This window comes from Neobacillus vireti, assembly GCF_036962465.1.
In the GTDB taxonomy this organism is placed as follows: domain Bacteria; phylum Bacillota; class Bacilli; order Bacillales; family Cytobacillaceae; genus Neobacillus; species Neobacillus vireti_B.
The window spans coordinates 12,822-29,899 of the sequence record NZ_JBALNF010000004.1 but is presented as its reverse complement, the minus strand read 5'-3'; the positions used below and the strand labels follow the sequence as shown (position 1 = coordinate 29,899).

The 17,078-nt window shown below is 37.1% G+C and carries 16 protein-coding genes; 8 read left to right on the top strand and 8 right to left on the bottom strand.

Annotated features, from left to right (window positions below):
- Positions 1-4: 4 nt before the first annotated feature.
- A complete protein-coding gene (locus V7077_RS02150) occupies positions 5-619 on the bottom strand; it encodes a DUF47 domain-containing protein (protein WP_335498198.1) in 615 nt (204 codons plus the stop codon).
- 365 nt (positions 620-984) lie between these two features.
- On the opposite strand from V7077_RS02150, the gene V7077_RS02145 reads away from it, so the two are divergent.
- Positions 985-1,239, top strand: a complete 255-nt coding sequence (locus V7077_RS02145) for a GlsB/YeaQ/YmgE family stress response membrane protein (RefSeq protein WP_215039985.1) — start codon at positions 985-987, stop codon at positions 1,237-1,239.
- Positions 1,240-1,286: 47 nt separating this feature from the next.
- Here V7077_RS02145 and V7077_RS02140 read toward each other — a convergent pair whose 3' ends face one another.
- Positions 1,287-2,210 carry an RluA family pseudouridine synthase gene (locus V7077_RS02140; protein ID WP_335498197.1) on the bottom strand — a complete coding sequence of 308 codons (924 nt, stop codon included), beginning with the start codon at positions 2,208-2,210 and terminating at the stop codon, positions 1,287-1,289.
- A 635-nt stretch (positions 2,211-2,845) separates the two neighbouring features.
- On the opposite strand from V7077_RS02140, the gene V7077_RS02135 reads away from it, so the two are divergent.
- Positions 2,846-3,232: a YhcU family protein gene (locus tag V7077_RS02135; protein WP_335498196.1), complete on the top strand. Its 387-nt coding sequence runs from the start codon at positions 2,846-2,848 to the stop codon at positions 3,230-3,232.
- Between the two features lie 200 nt (positions 3,233-3,432).
- Complete coding sequence (locus V7077_RS02130; RefSeq protein ID WP_335498195.1) at positions 3,433-5,175, top strand: phospho-sugar mutase; 1,743 nt, start codon at positions 3,433-3,435, stop codon at positions 5,173-5,175.
- Positions 5,176-5,300: 125 nt separating this feature from the next.
- Here V7077_RS02130 and V7077_RS02125 read toward each other — a convergent pair whose 3' ends face one another.
- On the bottom strand, positions 5,301-5,555 hold the full coding sequence (locus tag V7077_RS02125; protein ID WP_335498194.1) for a YhdB family protein: 255 nt from the start codon (positions 5,553-5,555) through the stop codon (positions 5,301-5,303).
- A 150-nt stretch (positions 5,556-5,705) separates the two neighbouring features.
- Between V7077_RS02125 and V7077_RS02120 the strand changes: the two genes are divergently transcribed.
- Together V7077_RS02120 and V7077_RS02115 are read left to right on the top strand one after the other, a co-directional pair.
- Complete coding sequence (locus V7077_RS02120) at positions 5,706-6,689, top strand: M14 family zinc carboxypeptidase (RefSeq protein ID WP_335498192.1); 984 nt, start codon at positions 5,706-5,708, stop codon at positions 6,687-6,689.
- A 130-nt stretch (positions 6,690-6,819) separates the two neighbouring features.
- Complete coding sequence (locus V7077_RS02115; RefSeq protein ID WP_335498190.1) at positions 6,820-8,235, top strand: SpoVR family protein; 1,416 nt, start codon at positions 6,820-6,822, stop codon at positions 8,233-8,235.
- 64 nt (positions 8,236-8,299) lie between these two features.
- On the opposite strand, the gene ald is transcribed toward V7077_RS02115, so the two are convergent.
- Together ald and V7077_RS02105 are read right to left on the bottom strand one after the other, a co-directional pair.
- The gene (ald, locus tag V7077_RS02110; RefSeq protein ID WP_335498189.1) at positions 8,300-9,433 is read right to left on the bottom strand and encodes an alanine dehydrogenase; all 1,134 of its coding nucleotides are present in this window, start codon (positions 9,431-9,433) and stop codon (positions 8,300-8,302) included.
- Positions 9,434-9,566: 133 nt separating this feature from the next.
- Positions 9,567-10,799, bottom strand: coding sequence for a PucR family transcriptional regulator (locus tag V7077_RS02105; RefSeq protein ID WP_335498186.1), 1,233 nt, complete (start codon positions 10,797-10,799; stop codon positions 9,567-9,569).
- Between the two features lie 311 nt (positions 10,800-11,110).
- On the opposite strand from V7077_RS02105, the gene alaP reads away from it, so the two are divergent.
- A complete protein-coding gene (gene alaP, locus V7077_RS02100) occupies positions 11,111-12,511 on the top strand; it encodes an alanine permease AlaP (protein ID WP_335498184.1) in 1,401 nt (466 codons plus the stop codon).
- A 117-nt stretch (positions 12,512-12,628) separates the two neighbouring features.
- A complete protein-coding gene (locus tag V7077_RS02095) occupies positions 12,629-13,447 on the top strand; it encodes a 5'-nucleotidase, lipoprotein e(P4) family (protein ID WP_335498183.1) in 819 nt (272 codons plus the stop codon).
- A 61-nt stretch (positions 13,448-13,508) separates the two neighbouring features.
- Here the strand turns inward: V7077_RS02095 and V7077_RS02090 are convergent, their stop codons facing one another.
- The 3 genes from V7077_RS02090 to V7077_RS02080 form a co-directional block, all read right to left on the bottom strand.
- Positions 13,509-13,874, bottom strand: coding sequence for a cytochrome-c oxidase (locus tag V7077_RS02090; RefSeq protein ID WP_335498181.1), 366 nt, complete (start codon positions 13,872-13,874; stop codon positions 13,509-13,511).
- A 123-nt stretch (positions 13,875-13,997) separates the two neighbouring features.
- Positions 13,998-15,254: a DUF445 domain-containing protein gene (locus tag V7077_RS02085; RefSeq protein WP_335498179.1), complete on the bottom strand. Its 1,257-nt coding sequence runs from the start codon at positions 15,252-15,254 to the stop codon at positions 13,998-14,000.
- 104 nt (positions 15,255-15,358) lie between these two features.
- A complete protein-coding gene (locus V7077_RS02080; RefSeq protein ID WP_335498178.1) occupies positions 15,359-16,060 on the bottom strand; it encodes an AtpZ/AtpI family protein in 702 nt (233 codons plus the stop codon).
- Between the two features lie 368 nt (positions 16,061-16,428).
- Here V7077_RS02080 and V7077_RS02075 point away from each other — a divergent pair, with 368 nt between their 5' ends.
- Positions 16,429-16,962 carry a hypothetical protein gene (locus tag V7077_RS02075; protein WP_335498176.1) on the top strand — a complete coding sequence of 178 codons (534 nt, stop codon included), beginning with the start codon at positions 16,429-16,431 and terminating at the stop codon, positions 16,960-16,962.
- Positions 16,963-17,078: the final 116 nt, after the last annotated feature.

Sequence of the window (17,078 nt, the reverse complement as noted above, 5' to 3'; positions counted from 1 at the left end):
CTCCTTAGGCATTTTTCATAATAATGGATTCTAGAGTATTAGCTACAGTCTGACAGTAGTCAGCAATATCCTCAAGATCTTCGTAAATCTCCTTATATTGAATAATGCGGATTGGGTCTTTCTCGACAGCAAATAAATGCTTGATTGATTGTCTTAGAATATTATCGCATTTGGATTCATAATCCTTAATTTTAATGGCATGCTCTCTAATCTGAGCTAACTTTTTGTTGGATAGTAATTCAACAGCCTTCTGTATCTCGTGAACACTGCCTTGAATAGCGTCGACAAACTTCAGCATAAACTCATCTGCATCAGTAATGGAATACATTTCGAATAGGGCAGCACAAGCTTCAAGACCATCTAATACATCGTCCATGCTCATTGCAAGCTGGAGGATGTCCTCACGTTCAATGGGAGTAATAAATGCATCGTTTAATTCTTTAATTACTTCATGTACGTAGGTATCACCTTTGGATTCATACTCTTTCATTTTCTCAGAGAAGATTTTTAAATCACTGATGTTTTTAAGTTTATATTCAGTGAAAAAATCAACACTTTCATCAAGATTGGTTGAGATATTGCTTAGTAATGCTGAGAATTTATCTACTTTTTTTGCCATTGATTATACCTCCAATATTTACAACAAAAATATGTTTAATAGCGCACTCAAATATTCTATCTAAAATTTGTCGAAAGAGAAAGAATTTACGTTGAATTTACAAAAACTTAACATTAGAATTTTCTGAATACTATCTCGTTGGCCTGAAAGTTCATTTGATTTCTTTTGCCTAGTATTTTTCATTTGTGTCTTGTTCATGTATAAATTTAGGTGATGTTTAATTAATTATTTTTAAATGAGTATAAATAAAAAAAAAGGGTACTTTATAGGTACAGGCAGTAAACAATGGATTTTTCAATAACAGTTCAGCTGTCTGAGCAGAAATACAAAAGTGAAATGAAGAATACTAAAAAGGAGTGTTCTAAATGAGTTTCATTTGGTCATTAATTGTTGGTGGAATTATCGGCTGGTTAGCTGGATTAATTGTCGGGAGAAATATTCCGGGAGGCATTATTGGTAATATCATCGCAGGTTTTATTGGTGCATGGTTAGGAACAGCAGTATTAGGTAACTGGGGTCCAAATGTAGCAGACTTTGCGATTATCCCTGCCATTATTGGTGCGGCGGTATTAGTACTTCTTTTAAGCTTTATCATGCGTGCTTTTAGAAAAGCCGATTAACAATAAGATGGCAATGAAAAGGATGTCTCCCAATGAGACATCCTTTTCTATATTTTATGGACATCGATGCTGTTAAAAATTTCAGGTAAATCTGTAAAGGAGGCATAACAAATAATTGGTTCCTTAGTAAATGGATGGGAAAATTCAAGCTTTGCCGCATGGAGAGCCTGCCTATTCGTAAGCGGTTTTCCTCCGTACAAAATATCTCCAATTAAAGGATGACCCACATGACTGAAATGAACTCTGATTTGGTGAGTCCTCCCCGTTTCCAACCAACATTTAATGTAAGAAAACTCTTTTTGCTTATTATATTCTAGTACTTGATAGTGAGTAACGGCAGCTTGTCCAGTTGGTGACACCCTGCGTCTAGTTGCATGATGTCGGTCCCGCCCAATCGGCATATTCAGGGTACCCTTCCGCTGCTTTAACAGGCCATGAACAGCTGCGATATAGGTTCTTTTAATATAACGTTTCTCAAGCATTTGATCTAAAATGGCACCTGCTAAAGCATGTTTGGCAAAGAGAATGGCCCCCGATGTATCACGGTCCAGTCGATGGACTTGCCGAACATTTGCTGATTCTCCTTTTGACAAGAGGTAAAAAGCAACTGCATTCACCAGGGTATCGGATTCCTTATCAGGGTCATTTGGATGTGTATTCATAAAGGGGGGCTTATTGATAATTAAAACATGATCATCTTCAAATAATATATTGATCTCATGGTAAGAAGGGATTACCTGAGACGCTTCTTCTTCGAATAAATGAAGTTGTATTTTTCCCCCTGCCGGAAGTGGAGTATTCCAATTACCCCGATTTCCTTCGAGTAAGACTTTATTCTCAGTCCGAAATTGATGGGTTAATTTCTTGGGAGCTTGCCATATCTCTCGGAAAAGGTCAGTAATCGTAATCCCTTCCCATTCACTTGGAACGATGATTTGCAGCCACTCACCAGTACGTTTCGTTTTAATCATATTTTCTCCTTTGGTAAATTGTCCAGCTCCAGCGCCCTAGCGGCTAGTGTCCTTCGCGCTCCGCCCTACGATAAGTCAACATCGAATCGCTATCGCTCTTCGTGTTGTCTAGCTCCAGCGCCTAGGGGCTCGGGGTCATAAGCTTATCCAGTTGCGGCTCCTTGGGACTCGAGTCATAAGCCACCCCCTGAAGAAGGCAAAAAGCGCCTTCTTACAGGGTGCGTCTTATGCCTTCGTCCCAAAACAGTCGCCTCCACATTTAGGTCAATCCGTCAAGAAGGCTAGAGAGCAGCCTTCTCGCCGGCTCGTCTTATGCCTGTCGCCCCTGATCAAGGCGCCTCCGCTTTTGTTTAAAGACTAAGTGTAAAAACTGACTTTGAAAATTGTCCAGCTCCAGCGCCCTAGCGGCTAGTGTCCTTCGCGCTCCGCCCTACGATAAGTCAACATCGAATCGCTATCGCTCTTCGTGTTTCCTTTATCTCAGTTGGAGCACTCCAGGCCATACGCCGCTGACCAGGGCGCTTTCGCTTTTCTGACTGTGGTGATAATTACCACCGAAAATCCACTTCGAATTATGTTATTCTTATGATATATATTACGACAGAAATAAGCGATGGCAAAGGTGGGTTAAATAAGTGAAAATAGTTTTTGCCTCGACACCAAGTCAAGAAGAAGAGATTAATGAACTGGTGAGGTACGTTTACTCCAATATTTTTCCTCAGTTTTTTAATGATGAAGAAATTAGTCAATTTGAGGAATTAAAAATCCTCGATACGTCTTTGGATTTTAATACATTAAAAGATGCATTTCAAGTTATGACATGCATTCAGACGATCATCTCCATTCTCGAATCATCACCTTTAGATGAGCAATACGAAATGGTGTTCAACAAAAATGCTGCTACATTAAATGAATTTGGACTGTTTTTCCCCTTTGATTTTGAACAATTTATTGAAGGGAAAAGTCTAAAGAATTCGATTCTCAGTATCTATACCAAAGCAGATAACGAACTAATTATATAAGTAGTTAATCCCTTAGCCTGTGATTTTTTGCAGGCTTTTTTTAAATTCCTTCTCTTATTGTCATATTTTTGAGGTATTATAATATGAGTAGCTTCCACGTACCCTGCAAAAAATGTCGGTTTTTATCCTGTCATTTTTAGAGGAAAATCAGAGTTAAACTTCGAATTATTGGATGTACATAAATAGGAGGGATCACATCTATGGAATGGAAAGCAATCGCAAAAAGTTGGCTGGAATTTGAAGGATTAGACAATGAATTAAAAAATGAATTAGAAACTTTAAAGGGCAATGAAAAACAACTAGAAGAAATATTTTACAAGAATCTTGAGTTTGGTACAGGTGGAATGCGCGGGGAAATTGGAGCAGGGACAAATCGCATGAACCTTTATACGGTCCGTAAAGCTTCCGCAGGATTGGCAGCTTACATAGAAGAACATGGAGAAGAAGCGAAAAAGCGCGGTGTAGTCATTGCCTATGATTCACGCCATAAATCACCAGATTTTGCATTGGAAGCTGCTAAGACTCTTGCTTCTAGAGGAATCCAAACATATGTATTTGATGAGTTACGCCCTACACCAGAATTATCGTTTGCATTAAGGTCCTTAAATGCTTTTTCTGGCATTGTGGTTACAGCGAGCCATAATCCACCGGAATATAACGGGTATAAAGTTTACGGTTCAGACGGTGGTCAGCTTCCACCTGAAGCGGCCGATATTGTGATTGCAAAGGTAAATGAAATTGAAAATGAATTACTCATCCAAGTCAGCAGTGAGGAAGAATTACGTCAGTCTGGTTTGATCAAAACTATTGGTTCTGAAATTGACCAAGCCTATATTGAAAAATTAAAAACCATATCAGAGAATCCAACTCTTGCTGAAGAGACTGATATTAAAATCGTATTTACGCCATTACATGGGACAGCCAATAAATTAGTCCGAGCTGGACTTGCGGCATTAGGATATAAAAATGTTTCGGTTGTTAAAGAACAAGAACTTCCTGATCCTGAATTTTCAACTGTAAAAAGCCCAAATCCCGAAGAGCATGCTGCCTTTGAATTAGCAATTCGTGACGGAAAGAAGGTCGGAGCTGATATTTTAATTGCGACTGACCCTGATGCGGACCGTCTTGGGATTGCTGTTTTAAATGATGAGGGAGAATATATTGTTTTAACAGGTAATCAAACAGGTGCATTATTAGTAGATTATCTTCTTTCTCAGAAACAAGCGAAAGGAACATTGCCTGAAAATGGTGTGGTTTTAAAGACAATTGTTACATCTGAATTAGGACGGAGAATTGCTTCCGCGTTCCAATTAAAAACAGTTGATGTTTTAACAGGATTTAAATTTATTGCAGAAAAAATCAAGGAATATGAAACAACAGGAGAGCATTCTTTCCTATTTGGCTATGAAGAGTCTTACGGCTACTTAATTGGCGACTTTGCACGTGATAAGGATGCAGTTCAAGCTGCCTTGCTTGCGACAGAAGTCTGTGCCTATTATAAAAAACAAGGATTAACCCTATATGAAGGAATGCTGCGTGTATTTGAAAAATACGGTTTCTATCAAGAGGGACTTCGCTCATTAACATTAAAAGGAAAAGAAGGGGCAGAGATGATTCAACGCCTATTAGCTTCATTCCGTAATGAACCATTAACAGACTTAGGTTCAGTGAAGACTCTTGCAAGCGAAGACTATTTGACAAGTATCCGGACAACGAAAGATGGCGAAGAAACGATTTTATTACCTAAATCCAATGTGTTGAAATATATTTTTGAAGATGGATCTTGGGTATGTCTCCGTCCTTCAGGAACAGAGCCTAAAGTTAAATTTTACTTTGGTGTGAATAGTTCCAGCCTTGAAGAAAGCAAACATAAGCTTCAATCGATTGAGAAGGACTTTATGGCATTAGTAGATAAGAAAGTAAAAATGGTCCAAACTATTTAAGCCAAAAAATAGAAATGAATCATACTAAAGAACGGCCTCCATCATTGGAAGCCGTTTTTTTTTGGTGGAATTCTTTTTTCCCGGTAGAAAAAATTTTCTCAACAATTTGGTATCCACTTTATTTTTCAGGAAAGACTATACATCGGTAAGCCATTTTCATCAGGATCCAGTGATTCATTAGCATGGTCAATGTAACGAAGAAGGTTATATAATTTTGTTTCAATCACGGTATAGTCACGTTCAAAATTATAAGCGTGCAGGAATTGTTCAATCTTTTTCGATAAAATTTGGTCTTTTGTCCGAACCATTAAGATAAGCAAATTGTCCCATTCAGATCTGTGCGTATAATATAACGCTCGGTCGTAATCCATCTTATTCATATTTATTTGCCTCCTCCTTAATTAGGAGTTGACTTTATTTTATGACATTCCTCAAATAACTTTCACAGAAAATGTTGGACACCTAATGTTTACGCTGTTTTTAACATTTACCAGTATAAAATAGTTTTTTTAAGAAGAGTGGTGTTTTAAATGGTTAGAGTTTTTTTGGTCACTTTCTTTCTATTCACACTGCCATTTACCTCGGCAGAAGCAAAAATTGTACAAGTGGATAAACCTTACACATATAAACGTATGCAGCAGGATTTAGAAAAAATAAATGCTAAATATCGCCGCCATATCGAAATAAAATCAATTGGAACAACCCATTTTGGAAAAGAAATTTGGGGAGTTAAGCTGGGAAGTGGAAAAACTACTATCGTTTTAATTGGTGCTCATCATGGACGAGAATGGCTGACAAGCACCTTATTGATGACCATGCTTGAAAATTATGCCGAGGCCTATCAGAACGGTAAGAGAATGGGCTTTAGGTCAACCGATATCTTAGATCAAGTTTCTATTTGGTTTATCCCTATGCTAAATCCAGATGGTGTTTACATTCAACAAACTAACCTCGAGTCATTTCCCGCTGATCATAAAAAACAATTGCTGCGAATGAATGAAGGATCAAAAAGTTTCAAACGATGGAAAGCGAATGGAATGGGAGTAGATTTAAACAGACAATACCCCGCAGGCTGGAAACAGCTTAATCATCAACCCTCAAATCCTAGCTATGCCTTTTATAAAGGGAAAAGACCTTTAGAAGCTAAAGAAGTAATTGCGTTAACCCAATTTATTAAGGAGATAAAACCATCGATTGCGGTTGCGTATCATACGGCAGGCAGGGAGATTTTTTGGAATTATAAAAATGGGGAAAATCTGAACCGTGATTATAAGATTGCAAAGAGGGTCTCTAGACTAACCAACTATAAATTAGCGAAACCTGAGCCAGAGGCATTCGGCGGGGGATTTACAGATTGGTTTATCACAACTTATCACAAACCAGCACTGACAATAGAAATAAGTTACTTAGTTGGAGATACAAGTCCACCCCTGTCAGTTTTTAGTAGTGAATGGAAAAGGAACAAATATGTCGGTCTGCTTCTTGCAAGGGAGGCAAAAAAGTTGGACCGATAAGCTTATACTGTTAAACATTGGAGGAAAATCACAAAAAACAATAAGGCTAGCTATTGTTTTTTGGCCATCTCCCTCATCAATCCCGCCTTTTCTTCATACATTGTGTTAAGAGGAAAAGGGGGAGTGAGGAATGAACATAGAAGATCGTAAAAAGCTTGAAAGAGCCATAAGCGAAATTACTGAAATCGCCACTGGTTTTGGACTGGATTTTTATCCAATGCGTTATGAAATTTGTCCAGCTGAAATTATTTATACTTTTGGTGCTTATGGTATGCCAACACGATTTTCTCATTGGAGCTTTGGAAAGCAATTTCACAAAATGAAACTGCACTATGACTTAGGGCTAAGTAAAATTTATGAGCTCGTAATAAACTCAAACCCTTGTTATGCATTCTTGCTTGATTCAAACACCCTTATACAAAATAAGTTAATTGTTGCACACGTGTTGGCTCATTGTGATTTCTTTAAAAATAATGTCCGTTTTCAAAACACCAAGCGTGATATGGTTGAAAGCATGGCTGCTACTGCTGAACGAATCCATAAATATGAGATACAATATGGGAAAAAGGAAGTCGAAACCTTTTTAGATGCCATCTTGGCTATTGATGAACATATTGATCCTTCTCTTATGCGGCCAAAGCTTTCATGGTCGATTGGAGATGATGAGGAAGACGAAGAATTAGATACCGTTGCGGTAACACCTTACGACGATCTCTGGAAACTCGACGAAAAAGATCAAAAGGTAAACAACCAGCCAAAGAAAAAGAAGTTCCCACCACGGCCTGAAAAGGATCTATTGTTATTTATTGAAACTTACTCTAGAGAACTGGAAGATTGGCAGAGGGATATCTTAACCATGATGCGTGAGGAGATGCTTTACTTCTGGCCGCAGCTTGAAACGAAAATCATGAACGAAGGCTGGGCTTCCTTTTGGCATCAACGAATATTAAGGGAACTGGATTTAACTAGTGGTGAAGCAATTGAATTTGCCAAGTTAAATGCTGGGGTAGTCCAACCATCAAAAACAGGAATAAATCCTTATTATCTCGGTATTAAAATTTTTGAGGATATTGAAGAGCGATATAATAACCCAACAGAGGAAATGATTCGCCGAGGAATTAAACCTGGCTCAGGCAGGGAAAAAATGTTCGAGGTTCGCGAAGTTGAATCGGATATTTCCTTCCTGCGTAATTATTTAAATAAGGACCTTGTTATGAGAGAAGATATGTATCTTTTCCAAAAGCAAGGCAGGGATTATAAAATCGTTGATAAAGAGTGGGAGCATATTCGAGATCAGCTTGTAAATATGCGGGTTAACGGGGGATTTCCATATATTACTGTCAATGATGGCGACTTCTTGAAAAATGGTGAACTGTACCTAAAGCACTGGTATGAGGGTGTTGAATTAGATGTGAAATACCTCGAAAAAGTACTTCCCTATATTCACCAGCTTTGGGGGAGACCGGTCCATATAGAAACCATGATTGAAGAAAGAAAAATGCTGTTTTCTTATGATGGTAAAGGCGTGCATAGAAAATACTTATAAAGGAAAGGCAGCTATCAATTGATAGCTGCCCTTTGTTTTATTGATAATGGTTGAAAAATTGGATTTAGATGGAAGAAAGTTCTTTTACTAAGGCCTCTTCTACCGGTACATATGAATAACCTAAATCCTTTGCCACTGCTTCATAGGTAATTTCTCCATTTGCCACATTTACACCAAGTTTTAAAGCAGCATTCTCCGAAATGGCTTTTACTACCCCTTTAGTAGCTATCTGTAATGCGTAAGGAACGGTAACGTTTGTCAGGGCAATGGTAGATGTTCTAGGAACCGCCCCAGGCATGTTGGCCACTGAATAGTGAACCACACCATGTTTAACAAAAGTAGGGTTATCGTGTGTTGTTACATGGTCACTAGTTTCTACAATGCCACCTTGGTCAATCGCAACATCGACAATAACAGAACCTGGCTTCATTGATTTCACCATGTCTTCTGTTACTAGTTTTGGAGCTTTTGCACCTGGAATTAACACAGCTCCAATGAAAAGATCCGCTTCCGCAACCGCCTCCGCGATATTATATGGATTAGACATTAACGTTTTAACTTGATTTCCAAAGATATCATCCAGCTGGCGTAAACGGTCTGCACTTAAATCGATGATTGTCACATCTGCGCCCAGACCAATAGCCATCTTTGCTGCATTGGTTCCGACAATACCACCGCCGAGAATAGTTACCTTGCCACGATTAACACCTGGAACACCAGCTAAAAGAATTCCTTGACCTCCGTTATTCTTTTGTAAAAATTGTGCCCCAATTTGGGCAGCCATACGTCCTGCAACTTCACTCATTGGAGTTAACAGCGGCAGGGTGTTATTCACGGAGACTGTTTCATAGGCAATGGCAAGTACACCTTTATCCTTTAGTGCTTGTGCAAGTGCAGGTTCAGCAGCAAGATGTAAATAAGTAAATAAGATTAATCCCTCGCGGAAATACTGATATTCGCTCTCTAAAGGCTCTTTTACCTTCATAATCATTTCTGATTTTGACCAGACATCTTTACGATCTTCTATAATTTGCGCGCCAGCCTCCAAATATTGCTCATTAGTGAAACCGCTTCCAAAACCGGCGTCTTTTTCTATTAATACTATATGACCGGCTTTTACTAATGTAACCACACCGGCCGGAGTAAGTGCTACACGATTTTCGTTATTTTTAATCTCCTTAGGAACACCAATAATCATATCTGAAATCCTCCCTAATACTATAAAATATCCTTGCTATAGAAAAAGTATAAGATGTTTTTTGCAAGATTACTTTGTTTAGAAAGGAAAAAATTTTATATCCCTTTTGGGGATTTTCACAAAATGTTCATATCTATTTGTATTTCTCGAGCTTTAGGTCAAGATACAGAAGCATTTTCTGGTTTGGATCTTTGAAATTCACATCGCCAATTTCAGAAATACGCTTTAACCGATAATTAAGGGTGTTGGCATGAACATTTAGTTCCTTAGCTGCATCATTTATATTGTTATCTTTATTTAAGAAGACTTCTAATGTTTCAACTAAATTACTATGATGCTTTTGGTCATATTCTTGCAGTTTTTTTAATGAATCATTTTCATATGCTTCGCTTTGTCTTTTTTCCAAAATGAGTTCAAATAGTTGGTAAATCCCCAGCTTGTGATAATTAAAAATATCCTCTGTCTCTAATGGGAATTTTTCTTTGATAGTTAAAACTCTTAATGTTTCCTGGTAGGCTTGGCCAATTGATTGATAATCTTTATAAATGCTGCTGTATACAGGAGTGATTCCTTTGATAGCGTACCGCTCGTTCATCGTCAATACAAAGGTTTGAACAAAACGATTAAATTCTTGGTAAGGCTCTTTAATATTATCAGCAGAGATTAAGATGATTAATTGATTACAGTCAATGGTATAAAGCAGTATTTTCATTAGTTGGCCTGTTTTTAATAAATACGAGATGTTTTGCTCTACTTTATTTGTTATGTTCTCAGGAAATTGAAATACTGCAATCGCAAAGGAAGCTGAGGGTGTAATTTTTAGAGTATGAAATCGTTCATAAATTTCCTCTTCACCCTTCAAATGTCCGGTTAGAAGTTTCCAAAAAAATTCCTGCGAATGTTCTTCCTTTTTATTCTTTCTGGTTTGAAGCTGTAGAAGTTTATTTTTCGCGGAATCTGCTGCTAATTTGAGTAAGTCAAAATCTTTTTCTGTTAAGATCTTGTCAATTTCGATTGCCCAAATAAAGCCTAATACTTCATCTTGTTTCCAAATTGAGATAGCCACTCTATTATGAAGTCCGATCTCATCCATATTTTTAACACGGATTGGCTCACGAGTTTTCAGTAGTGCAGGAATGGTACCTTCCTTCCATAATTGATTAATCACTTTTTCAGGTACTCTTCTTCCAATGATGGTATAAATCCTGGCAGGATCTGTCCGTTCATCATGTGTGCTATAGGCAAGAAGTCGATGGTTTGCATCCTCAATCGTAATCGGGCAATTTAAAACTTGGCTTATCAGATCAACAAATTCTTCTAAACTATCAAAAGCTGCTTTAAATGGATCATGGTGTCTAGTATTCAAAATAATAACCTCCAGATTATCTGTCAGGATATGATTATATGCTTTAGTATAATTCTACAAAAAGTTACGGCAAATTTCTCGTTTTTCCACAAAAAAAGAATGTTCACAAAAATGTTAAAATAATGACAAGAAATGTTCAAAAAAAAATTATATTAATTTGAAAACGCTAACAACGCGAAAAAGGGAGGATGTGCTGTCGCATTTTCTGCGGATAAGTAGTATTATATTTATTCATAAAATATCTTTATGTAAAGTCATGAACAGGTGGATGGATGGGGAAATTGAAGTTTTTATCAGGAGGAGATTCATAGATGAGTAAAAGCACTCAGGACAAAGAACTTCAACGCGGTTTAGAGGAAAGACATATAACGTTAATGTCTCTCGGCGCAGCTATTGGGGTAGGATTATTTCTTGGTTCAGCGTCAGCCATCAAAATGGCGGGACCTGGTATTTTGGCAGGTTATGCTTTTAGTGGGTTAATTATGTTTTTCATTATGAGGGCCTTAGGAGAAATGGCAATTCAAAAGCCAGTAGCAGGGTCATTTAGTAAATATGCTCGTGATTATTTAGGACCGCTGGCTGGATACATAACAGGTTGGAATTATTGGTTTTTATGGGTTGTTACTTGTATGGCGGAAATTACAGCTATAGGTATTTATATGGAGTACTGGTTTCCGTCTGTCCCAAGATGGATATGGGCATTGGCAGCACTTGTCATTATGGCGGGAGTAAACTTTCTTGCTGTTAAAGCATATGGAGAATTAGAATTTTGGTTTGCTTTAATAAAAATCGTTACAATCATTGGAATGATTCTGATCGGTGCTGGAATGATTATCTTTGGGCTGGGGAATGGCGGGATTGCAACTGGTGTAGAGAATTTGTGGGAACATGGCGGCTTCTTTCCAAATGGAATAAAAGGAGTTTTTTTATCCTTACAGATGGTTATGTTTGCCTACTTGGGAATTGAAATGATTGGGGTTACAGCTGGAGAGGTAAAAAATCCTGAAAAGTCTCTTTCTAGAGCAATTGATACCGTTTTTTGGCGCATTCTGCTATTTTATGTTGGTGCTTTGTTTGTAATTATGTCAATTTATCCTTGGGAGGAAATTGGAACAAAGGGTAGTCCGTTTGTCCTTACCTTTGAAAAAATTGGCATTCCCGGGGCGGCAGGTATTATAAATTTTGTTGTTCTAACCGCAGCCCTATCATCTTGTAATAGTGGTATTTTCAGTACAGCCAGGATGCTATTTAATCTTGCAGGGCATGATGAGGCTCCTAAAAGTTTTGGTAAGGTTACTAAAAACGGGGTCCCCGGAATGGCCGTGCTTGCCTCAGCTGGGGCCTTGCTAATCGGGGTGATACTAAATTATATTGTCCCTGCAAAGGTATTTACATGGGTTACGAGTATTGCAACGTTTGGAGCTATCTGGACTTGGGGAATTATTCTTTTATCGCAAATTTGGTATCGTAAATCTCTAAACCAGAGAGAAGTGAAGGCATTAAAATATAAAATGCCCTTATTTCCGTATACTTCCTATTTAGCACTTGCCTTTTTAGCCTTTGTTATAGCATTGATGGCCTATAATCCTGATACAAGAATCGCCTTAGTGATTGGACCGATATTCTTAATCTTCTTAGTTGCTGTGTATTATATCAAAGGATTTCATAAACGAGATCGGATGGAAACCAGTGTGAAAAAACGAATAATTTAAATTTGAGAAGGTCAGCAAGTCTTTTTTTGGACTTGCTGACCTTTTTTATGATCTGATCGTTAGGATATTACTTTCTATCACATACTACTATTGATAAAAAGAAAAGGAGGGTATGAATTGAGGAAGAAGTCTAATTGGTTTTTGACTGTGTTAATCGTTTTATCACTCTCTAGTTTCCATGTAAAGGCCGAAACGATAAGCAGTTCATCGGTAAACTTGTATGAACAAAACACCATGTCCGTACTTTGGTTTCAAAACTCAGCTGAAGCAAAAGCATTATATTACCAAGGTTATAACATTGGCAGAATGAGATTAGATGAATTACTAAGGGACCGTCCAAAGTTTAACAAATTAAAACCTGCGATTGTCCTTGATATTGATGAGACCATACTTGATAACAGTCCTCATCAAGCTTGGTTTGTCCTTCATGGAAAAGGAGTTCCCTTTGGATGGAATGAATGGTTTACCCGTGGGGAAGCAAAGGCCTTGCCAGGTGCGATTGAATTTTTACAATATGCTAACGCAAGAGGAGTAGCTATTTTCTACATATCTAACCGAAACGAGTCACAAAAAGCAGCAACCATGAAAAATTTAATAAATGCAGGTGCTCCTCAAGTTAATAGTGAGCATGTTTTATTACAACAGCCTGGTGAAAAAGGAAAGGAAACCCGACGTATCCATGTCGCAAAAACTCACGACGTTCTTTTGTACTTTGGGGATAATTTAGGTGATTTTAGCGGGTTTGAGGGTTTATCGGTTTCAGAAAGATCTCAAGAAGTGGACAAACGCAAAGCGGAATTTGGCCGTAAGCTAATCGTTTTCCCTAACCCAATGTACGGTGACTGGGAGGGTGCGATTTACCAATATAACTATAGAAAATCAAATGAAGAAAAGGACAAACTAAGAAAAAAACAATTAGAAATTTATAAAAGGTAAACTTAATTAAGAAGACACCATTTCGGTGTCTTCGCTTATTTTTAGAAGATATATTAGACTGTTATCGCTTTACATTTTTCAAGATATTTATCGCAAAGATAATAACCGCAATCACCATTAATGTTCCGCCAACAGCAACTACAGGGCCGGCACTATCTACACCAGAGACTAAAAGGGCAAGCCCGATCATCATAATGGGAAGTGAAATATTATGAAGCCAAAAATGAACCTTGGCAAGTTTGGTTTCAGCTGCATTTGGAAATCCAACATAAATTAAACCAGCTAGTGCTAGTGACATCCATCCTAATAAATTAATATGAACATGAACAGGTGTGAAATCAAAGGCTTCCGTCATCGACATATACATGCCAATGAGCACTCCAATCACAAAGTAAACAACAGAAATCTTAATTAGCTTTACAGCCATTTTCCTGCCCCCTTATATCGTGAAAAATATGACTATAGTACTAAATATGAAGGGGGAATCTGAAAAAGAACTATTTTTTTGCTGATAGATGATTACAAAAAAAGCCTTATTAACTAAGGCAATTTAAAAGAAAGCTCTAATACCCACTAAGATAAGCCCAATTATAAATCCGCAAACCGCTCCATTTACTCTTATCCATTGGAGATCTTTCCCAACATTTGTTTCGACCATGTTAATCAATGTTTTATCATCCAGTCTGTCTAAATTTTCTTTGACAAGTTTGCCTATTTTGGAATGATTTTTATCGATAAAGGACGAGAGTTTTGATTTCAGCCACGTATCTATTATCTCTATTTTTTCGTGGTTGTTTTTTAATGCAATTAGATTGTCATTTATAAAAGGAAGTAAGTAATCATTTAAAAAGGCAGGTTCTGCTACAAAATCGATTACTTTTTGCTGAAACTGTTCTAATAGATCATTAATTTGCTCTTTCGGTTCCCATTTAGTAATGGCATGTGATTTTAAATTCGAAAGCTCTTCATAGATCTTTTCGTCTGTTTTTATTGATTCAAGCTTGTTCTGGATATGAATTATTAATGTTTGCCGATTTGGATTGTATGAATCGCGGTAACTGGAAACACCTTTTTGAATCAAGCTTTGAATAATATTACCTAACTTTTCCTCGTTAACAAGATTACTAAACGATTTTAAGGCAAACTGCATAAATCCATCTGCCTTGATGTTTTCCACTGCATCCACGGCCATTCCGCCCAGTCTATATTTAGTGGAATCCTTCGAAGCCCATTCATCAATTTCCTTAAGAATATAATCAAGGGTCTTTTCGTGATATTTTCGTTCTGTTATTTGATCAATAAGTAAGGGAAGATATTTTTTTATATCCCAGTCCATTAATTTAATCTTTAATTCTTTTTCGATTATGGACGTTAATTTTCTTACCTCTATTTTTCTAATCAGATGTTGGGCAAACGTAACAATATTTTTTTGCACCGATTCGGATTTAATTTCAGTCTCGACGATGTCTGCTAACTTATTGGTAAAACCAATCGAATTAATTTTTTTGTGTATACTTTCTTTTGTAAGCCAATCATTTTCAAGCATAGAAATAATTCCTTCAGTAATTCTATGCCGGTTCTTAGGCAGCAATGCAGTATGCGGAATAGGAATGCCAAGCGGATGCCGAAAAAGAGCAGTTACCGCAAACCAATCTGCTAATCCCCCGACAAGACCTGCTTCAAAACCACCTTGGAGGATATTCCCCCAGAGTGAATCTTGTAAGGGAAGTGTAGCTATAAATCCGATTCCCATGATTGCGAGAGAAATAGTCGCTAAATGCTGCGATTTATTTTTCTGTTTTATCATCTTTGTACCCCTCATTTTTAAATTATAATTAAATAGTTATTGCTATTATCTCAATATTGTTGAAAGAAAAGCAAAAAAAACCATCCAAAAGCAAAAAATTCCTCTCAGAGCTGAGAGGAGTTTTTATTCTGAGGCTTAATATGTGTGATGAGTCCATCTAGGTCGGTAATGTAAAATTGTGTAACAGGGGATTCTTTTAAGTAGTGTTCTTGTAAAAGCAAATAATAATTCACCCTGTGCTGAGGATCAAATGTTAACATTGGGTACTCTTTATGGTCCTTTACATATTGGTCTACTGCCTTTTGGACCATATCCATCTCAACTGGTATTAGTTTTTCATGTTCTTCAAATAAATCGTAGGTTTCCTTCGACATATAGAAATTATTAGAAGGAATTCCGCCAAGATGGGGGGCGAGCTGTTTAAAGTCAATACGGTTATCATCTAGTACTAAAATAGTACGGTAAACGCCTTTAGGAAGATGATCAGAGAAGTCTCTTACCGCTTTTCGGACTTGGTCAAGTGTAACTTCAATAGTGGGATAGTTATTGCTTTTTTCTGCCTCATTAATTTTTTTATCCAGTCTGCCCTGTTGAAAAGTAATCTTAAAATACTTATAAACCATAGAGTATACTGTTAATCCACCTACACCTATTCCTAAAGTAACACAGATTAATGTAAAGGTTGGATACATCTGATATTGATCATCCAGAAATGATCCCAATTTATAACCAGCATAAACTGAAATAGCGATGGCAATACTAAAAACCATTACTCTGCCCAAGTACTCTATAAACTTGTATTTCATCCCTCATGCCCCCTTAACTTACTTGTTCCAATATGTTAATCTCTCTCTCTTTGAAGTTTTGTAAAAAGCTAAGAACGATTGTTTTGAGTGGGGATTTATGTCACTTTTATTATACCTAAAAAATTCACTATTGTAACATATTTCAAGCTATTCTATTTATTCTGAAATACAAAATTTACATGCTTGGAAGTATAAGTAATGTGGGATACATAATACACATTGTTTTGCGAAGTATAGGAATTCTTTCAATATTTTTTAAAGGATTATTTCGAAAATTATTATTTAAGAAACATATTTTTACTTTTCTCCTAACATGAAATGGTGTAAAATAATCAAGGCATTAAAAAGAGAAAATGGGGGAAAAACGGATGAAGAAATTTTTATTATCCTTATCTGCCTTAACAATGGCCATAGGGTTAGCTGCTTGTTCAGCAAATAACGAGTCAAAAACAGACAAGAAGGAAACAACGAAAGAAACAGCTGCATCTAAAGTGGATGTTAAGAAGGAATTAGTTAAATTTTATATGGAAATTGGCAATAAGATCAATGCAAAAGATCCTGATTTAAATTCATATATGGCAAAGGCAACTAAGGAAGATGCGACTCCTGAAGAATTGCCAACTGCTGAGGAGAAGACCAAAGCGAGTGCATCTGCTGCTGCTGTTTCCGAAGAATTAACCAATATTCAAGTTCCTGCAGGGCTAAAGGATCAAAAAGCTAATCTTGAGGCAGCGTTAAAGGACTATGCTGCTTCTTATCAGGCGAAAGCAGAGGAATTGAAAAAAGATACACCATCACTTACTGCAGGCGATGATCTTTTCACCCAAGGTGAAGAAAAACTTGGAAAAGTTTTTGAAAGCGCAAAATTATTTGCTCCAACCTTAGGCAAGCAAGTAAACTAGCACAGCAAAAAAGGTATAATATCCTTTATAATGAGGAAATATACCTTTTTTAAATTCTAGCCTTATAAAAGAAGCCGCCTGGAGCGGAAATCAACAGCCAATTTAGACACACATCC

Bases quoted from the DNA above. Each gene is read 5' to 3' on its own strand.
- V7077_RS02150 (WP_335498198.1), bottom strand. From the start codon at position 619: ATGGCAAAAAAAGTAGATAAATTCTCAGCATTACTAAGCAATATCTCA.
- V7077_RS02085 (WP_335498179.1), bottom strand. From the start codon at position 15,254: ATGATAAAACAGAAAAATAAATCGCAGCATTTAGCGACTATTTCTCTC.
- V7077_RS02140 (WP_335498197.1), bottom strand. From the start codon at position 2,210: ATGATTAAAACGAAACGTACTGGTGAGTGGCTGCAAATCATCGTTCCA.
- V7077_RS02125 (WP_335498194.1), bottom strand. From the start codon at position 5,555: ATGAATAAGATGGATTACGACCGAGCGTTATATTATACGCACAGATCT.
- V7077_RS02120 (WP_335498192.1), top strand. From the start codon at position 5,706: ATGGTTAGAGTTTTTTTGGTCACTTTCTTTCTATTCACACTGCCATTT.
- alaP (WP_335498184.1), top strand. From the start codon at position 11,111: ATGAGTAAAAGCACTCAGGACAAAGAACTTCAACGCGGTTTAGAGGAA.
- ald (WP_335498189.1), bottom strand. From the start codon at position 9,433: ATGATTATTGGTGTTCCTAAGGAGATTAAAAATAACGAAAATCGTGTA.
- V7077_RS02080 (WP_335498178.1), bottom strand. From the start codon at position 16,060: ATGAAATACAAGTTTATAGAGTACTTGGGCAGAGTAATGGTTTTTAGT.
- V7077_RS02075 (WP_335498176.1), top strand. From the start codon at position 16,429: ATGAAGAAATTTTTATTATCCTTATCTGCCTTAACAATGGCCATAGGG.
- V7077_RS02090 (WP_335498181.1), bottom strand. From the start codon at position 13,874: ATGGCTGTAAAGCTAATTAAGATTTCTGTTGTTTACTTTGTGATTGGA.
- V7077_RS02115 (WP_335498190.1), top strand. From the start codon at position 6,820: ATGAACATAGAAGATCGTAAAAAGCTTGAAAGAGCCATAAGCGAAATT.
- V7077_RS02145 (WP_215039985.1), top strand. From the start codon at position 985: ATGAGTTTCATTTGGTCATTAATTGTTGGTGGAATTATCGGCTGGTTA.
- V7077_RS02130 (WP_335498195.1), top strand. From the start codon at position 3,433: ATGGAATGGAAAGCAATCGCAAAAAGTTGGCTGGAATTTGAAGGATTA.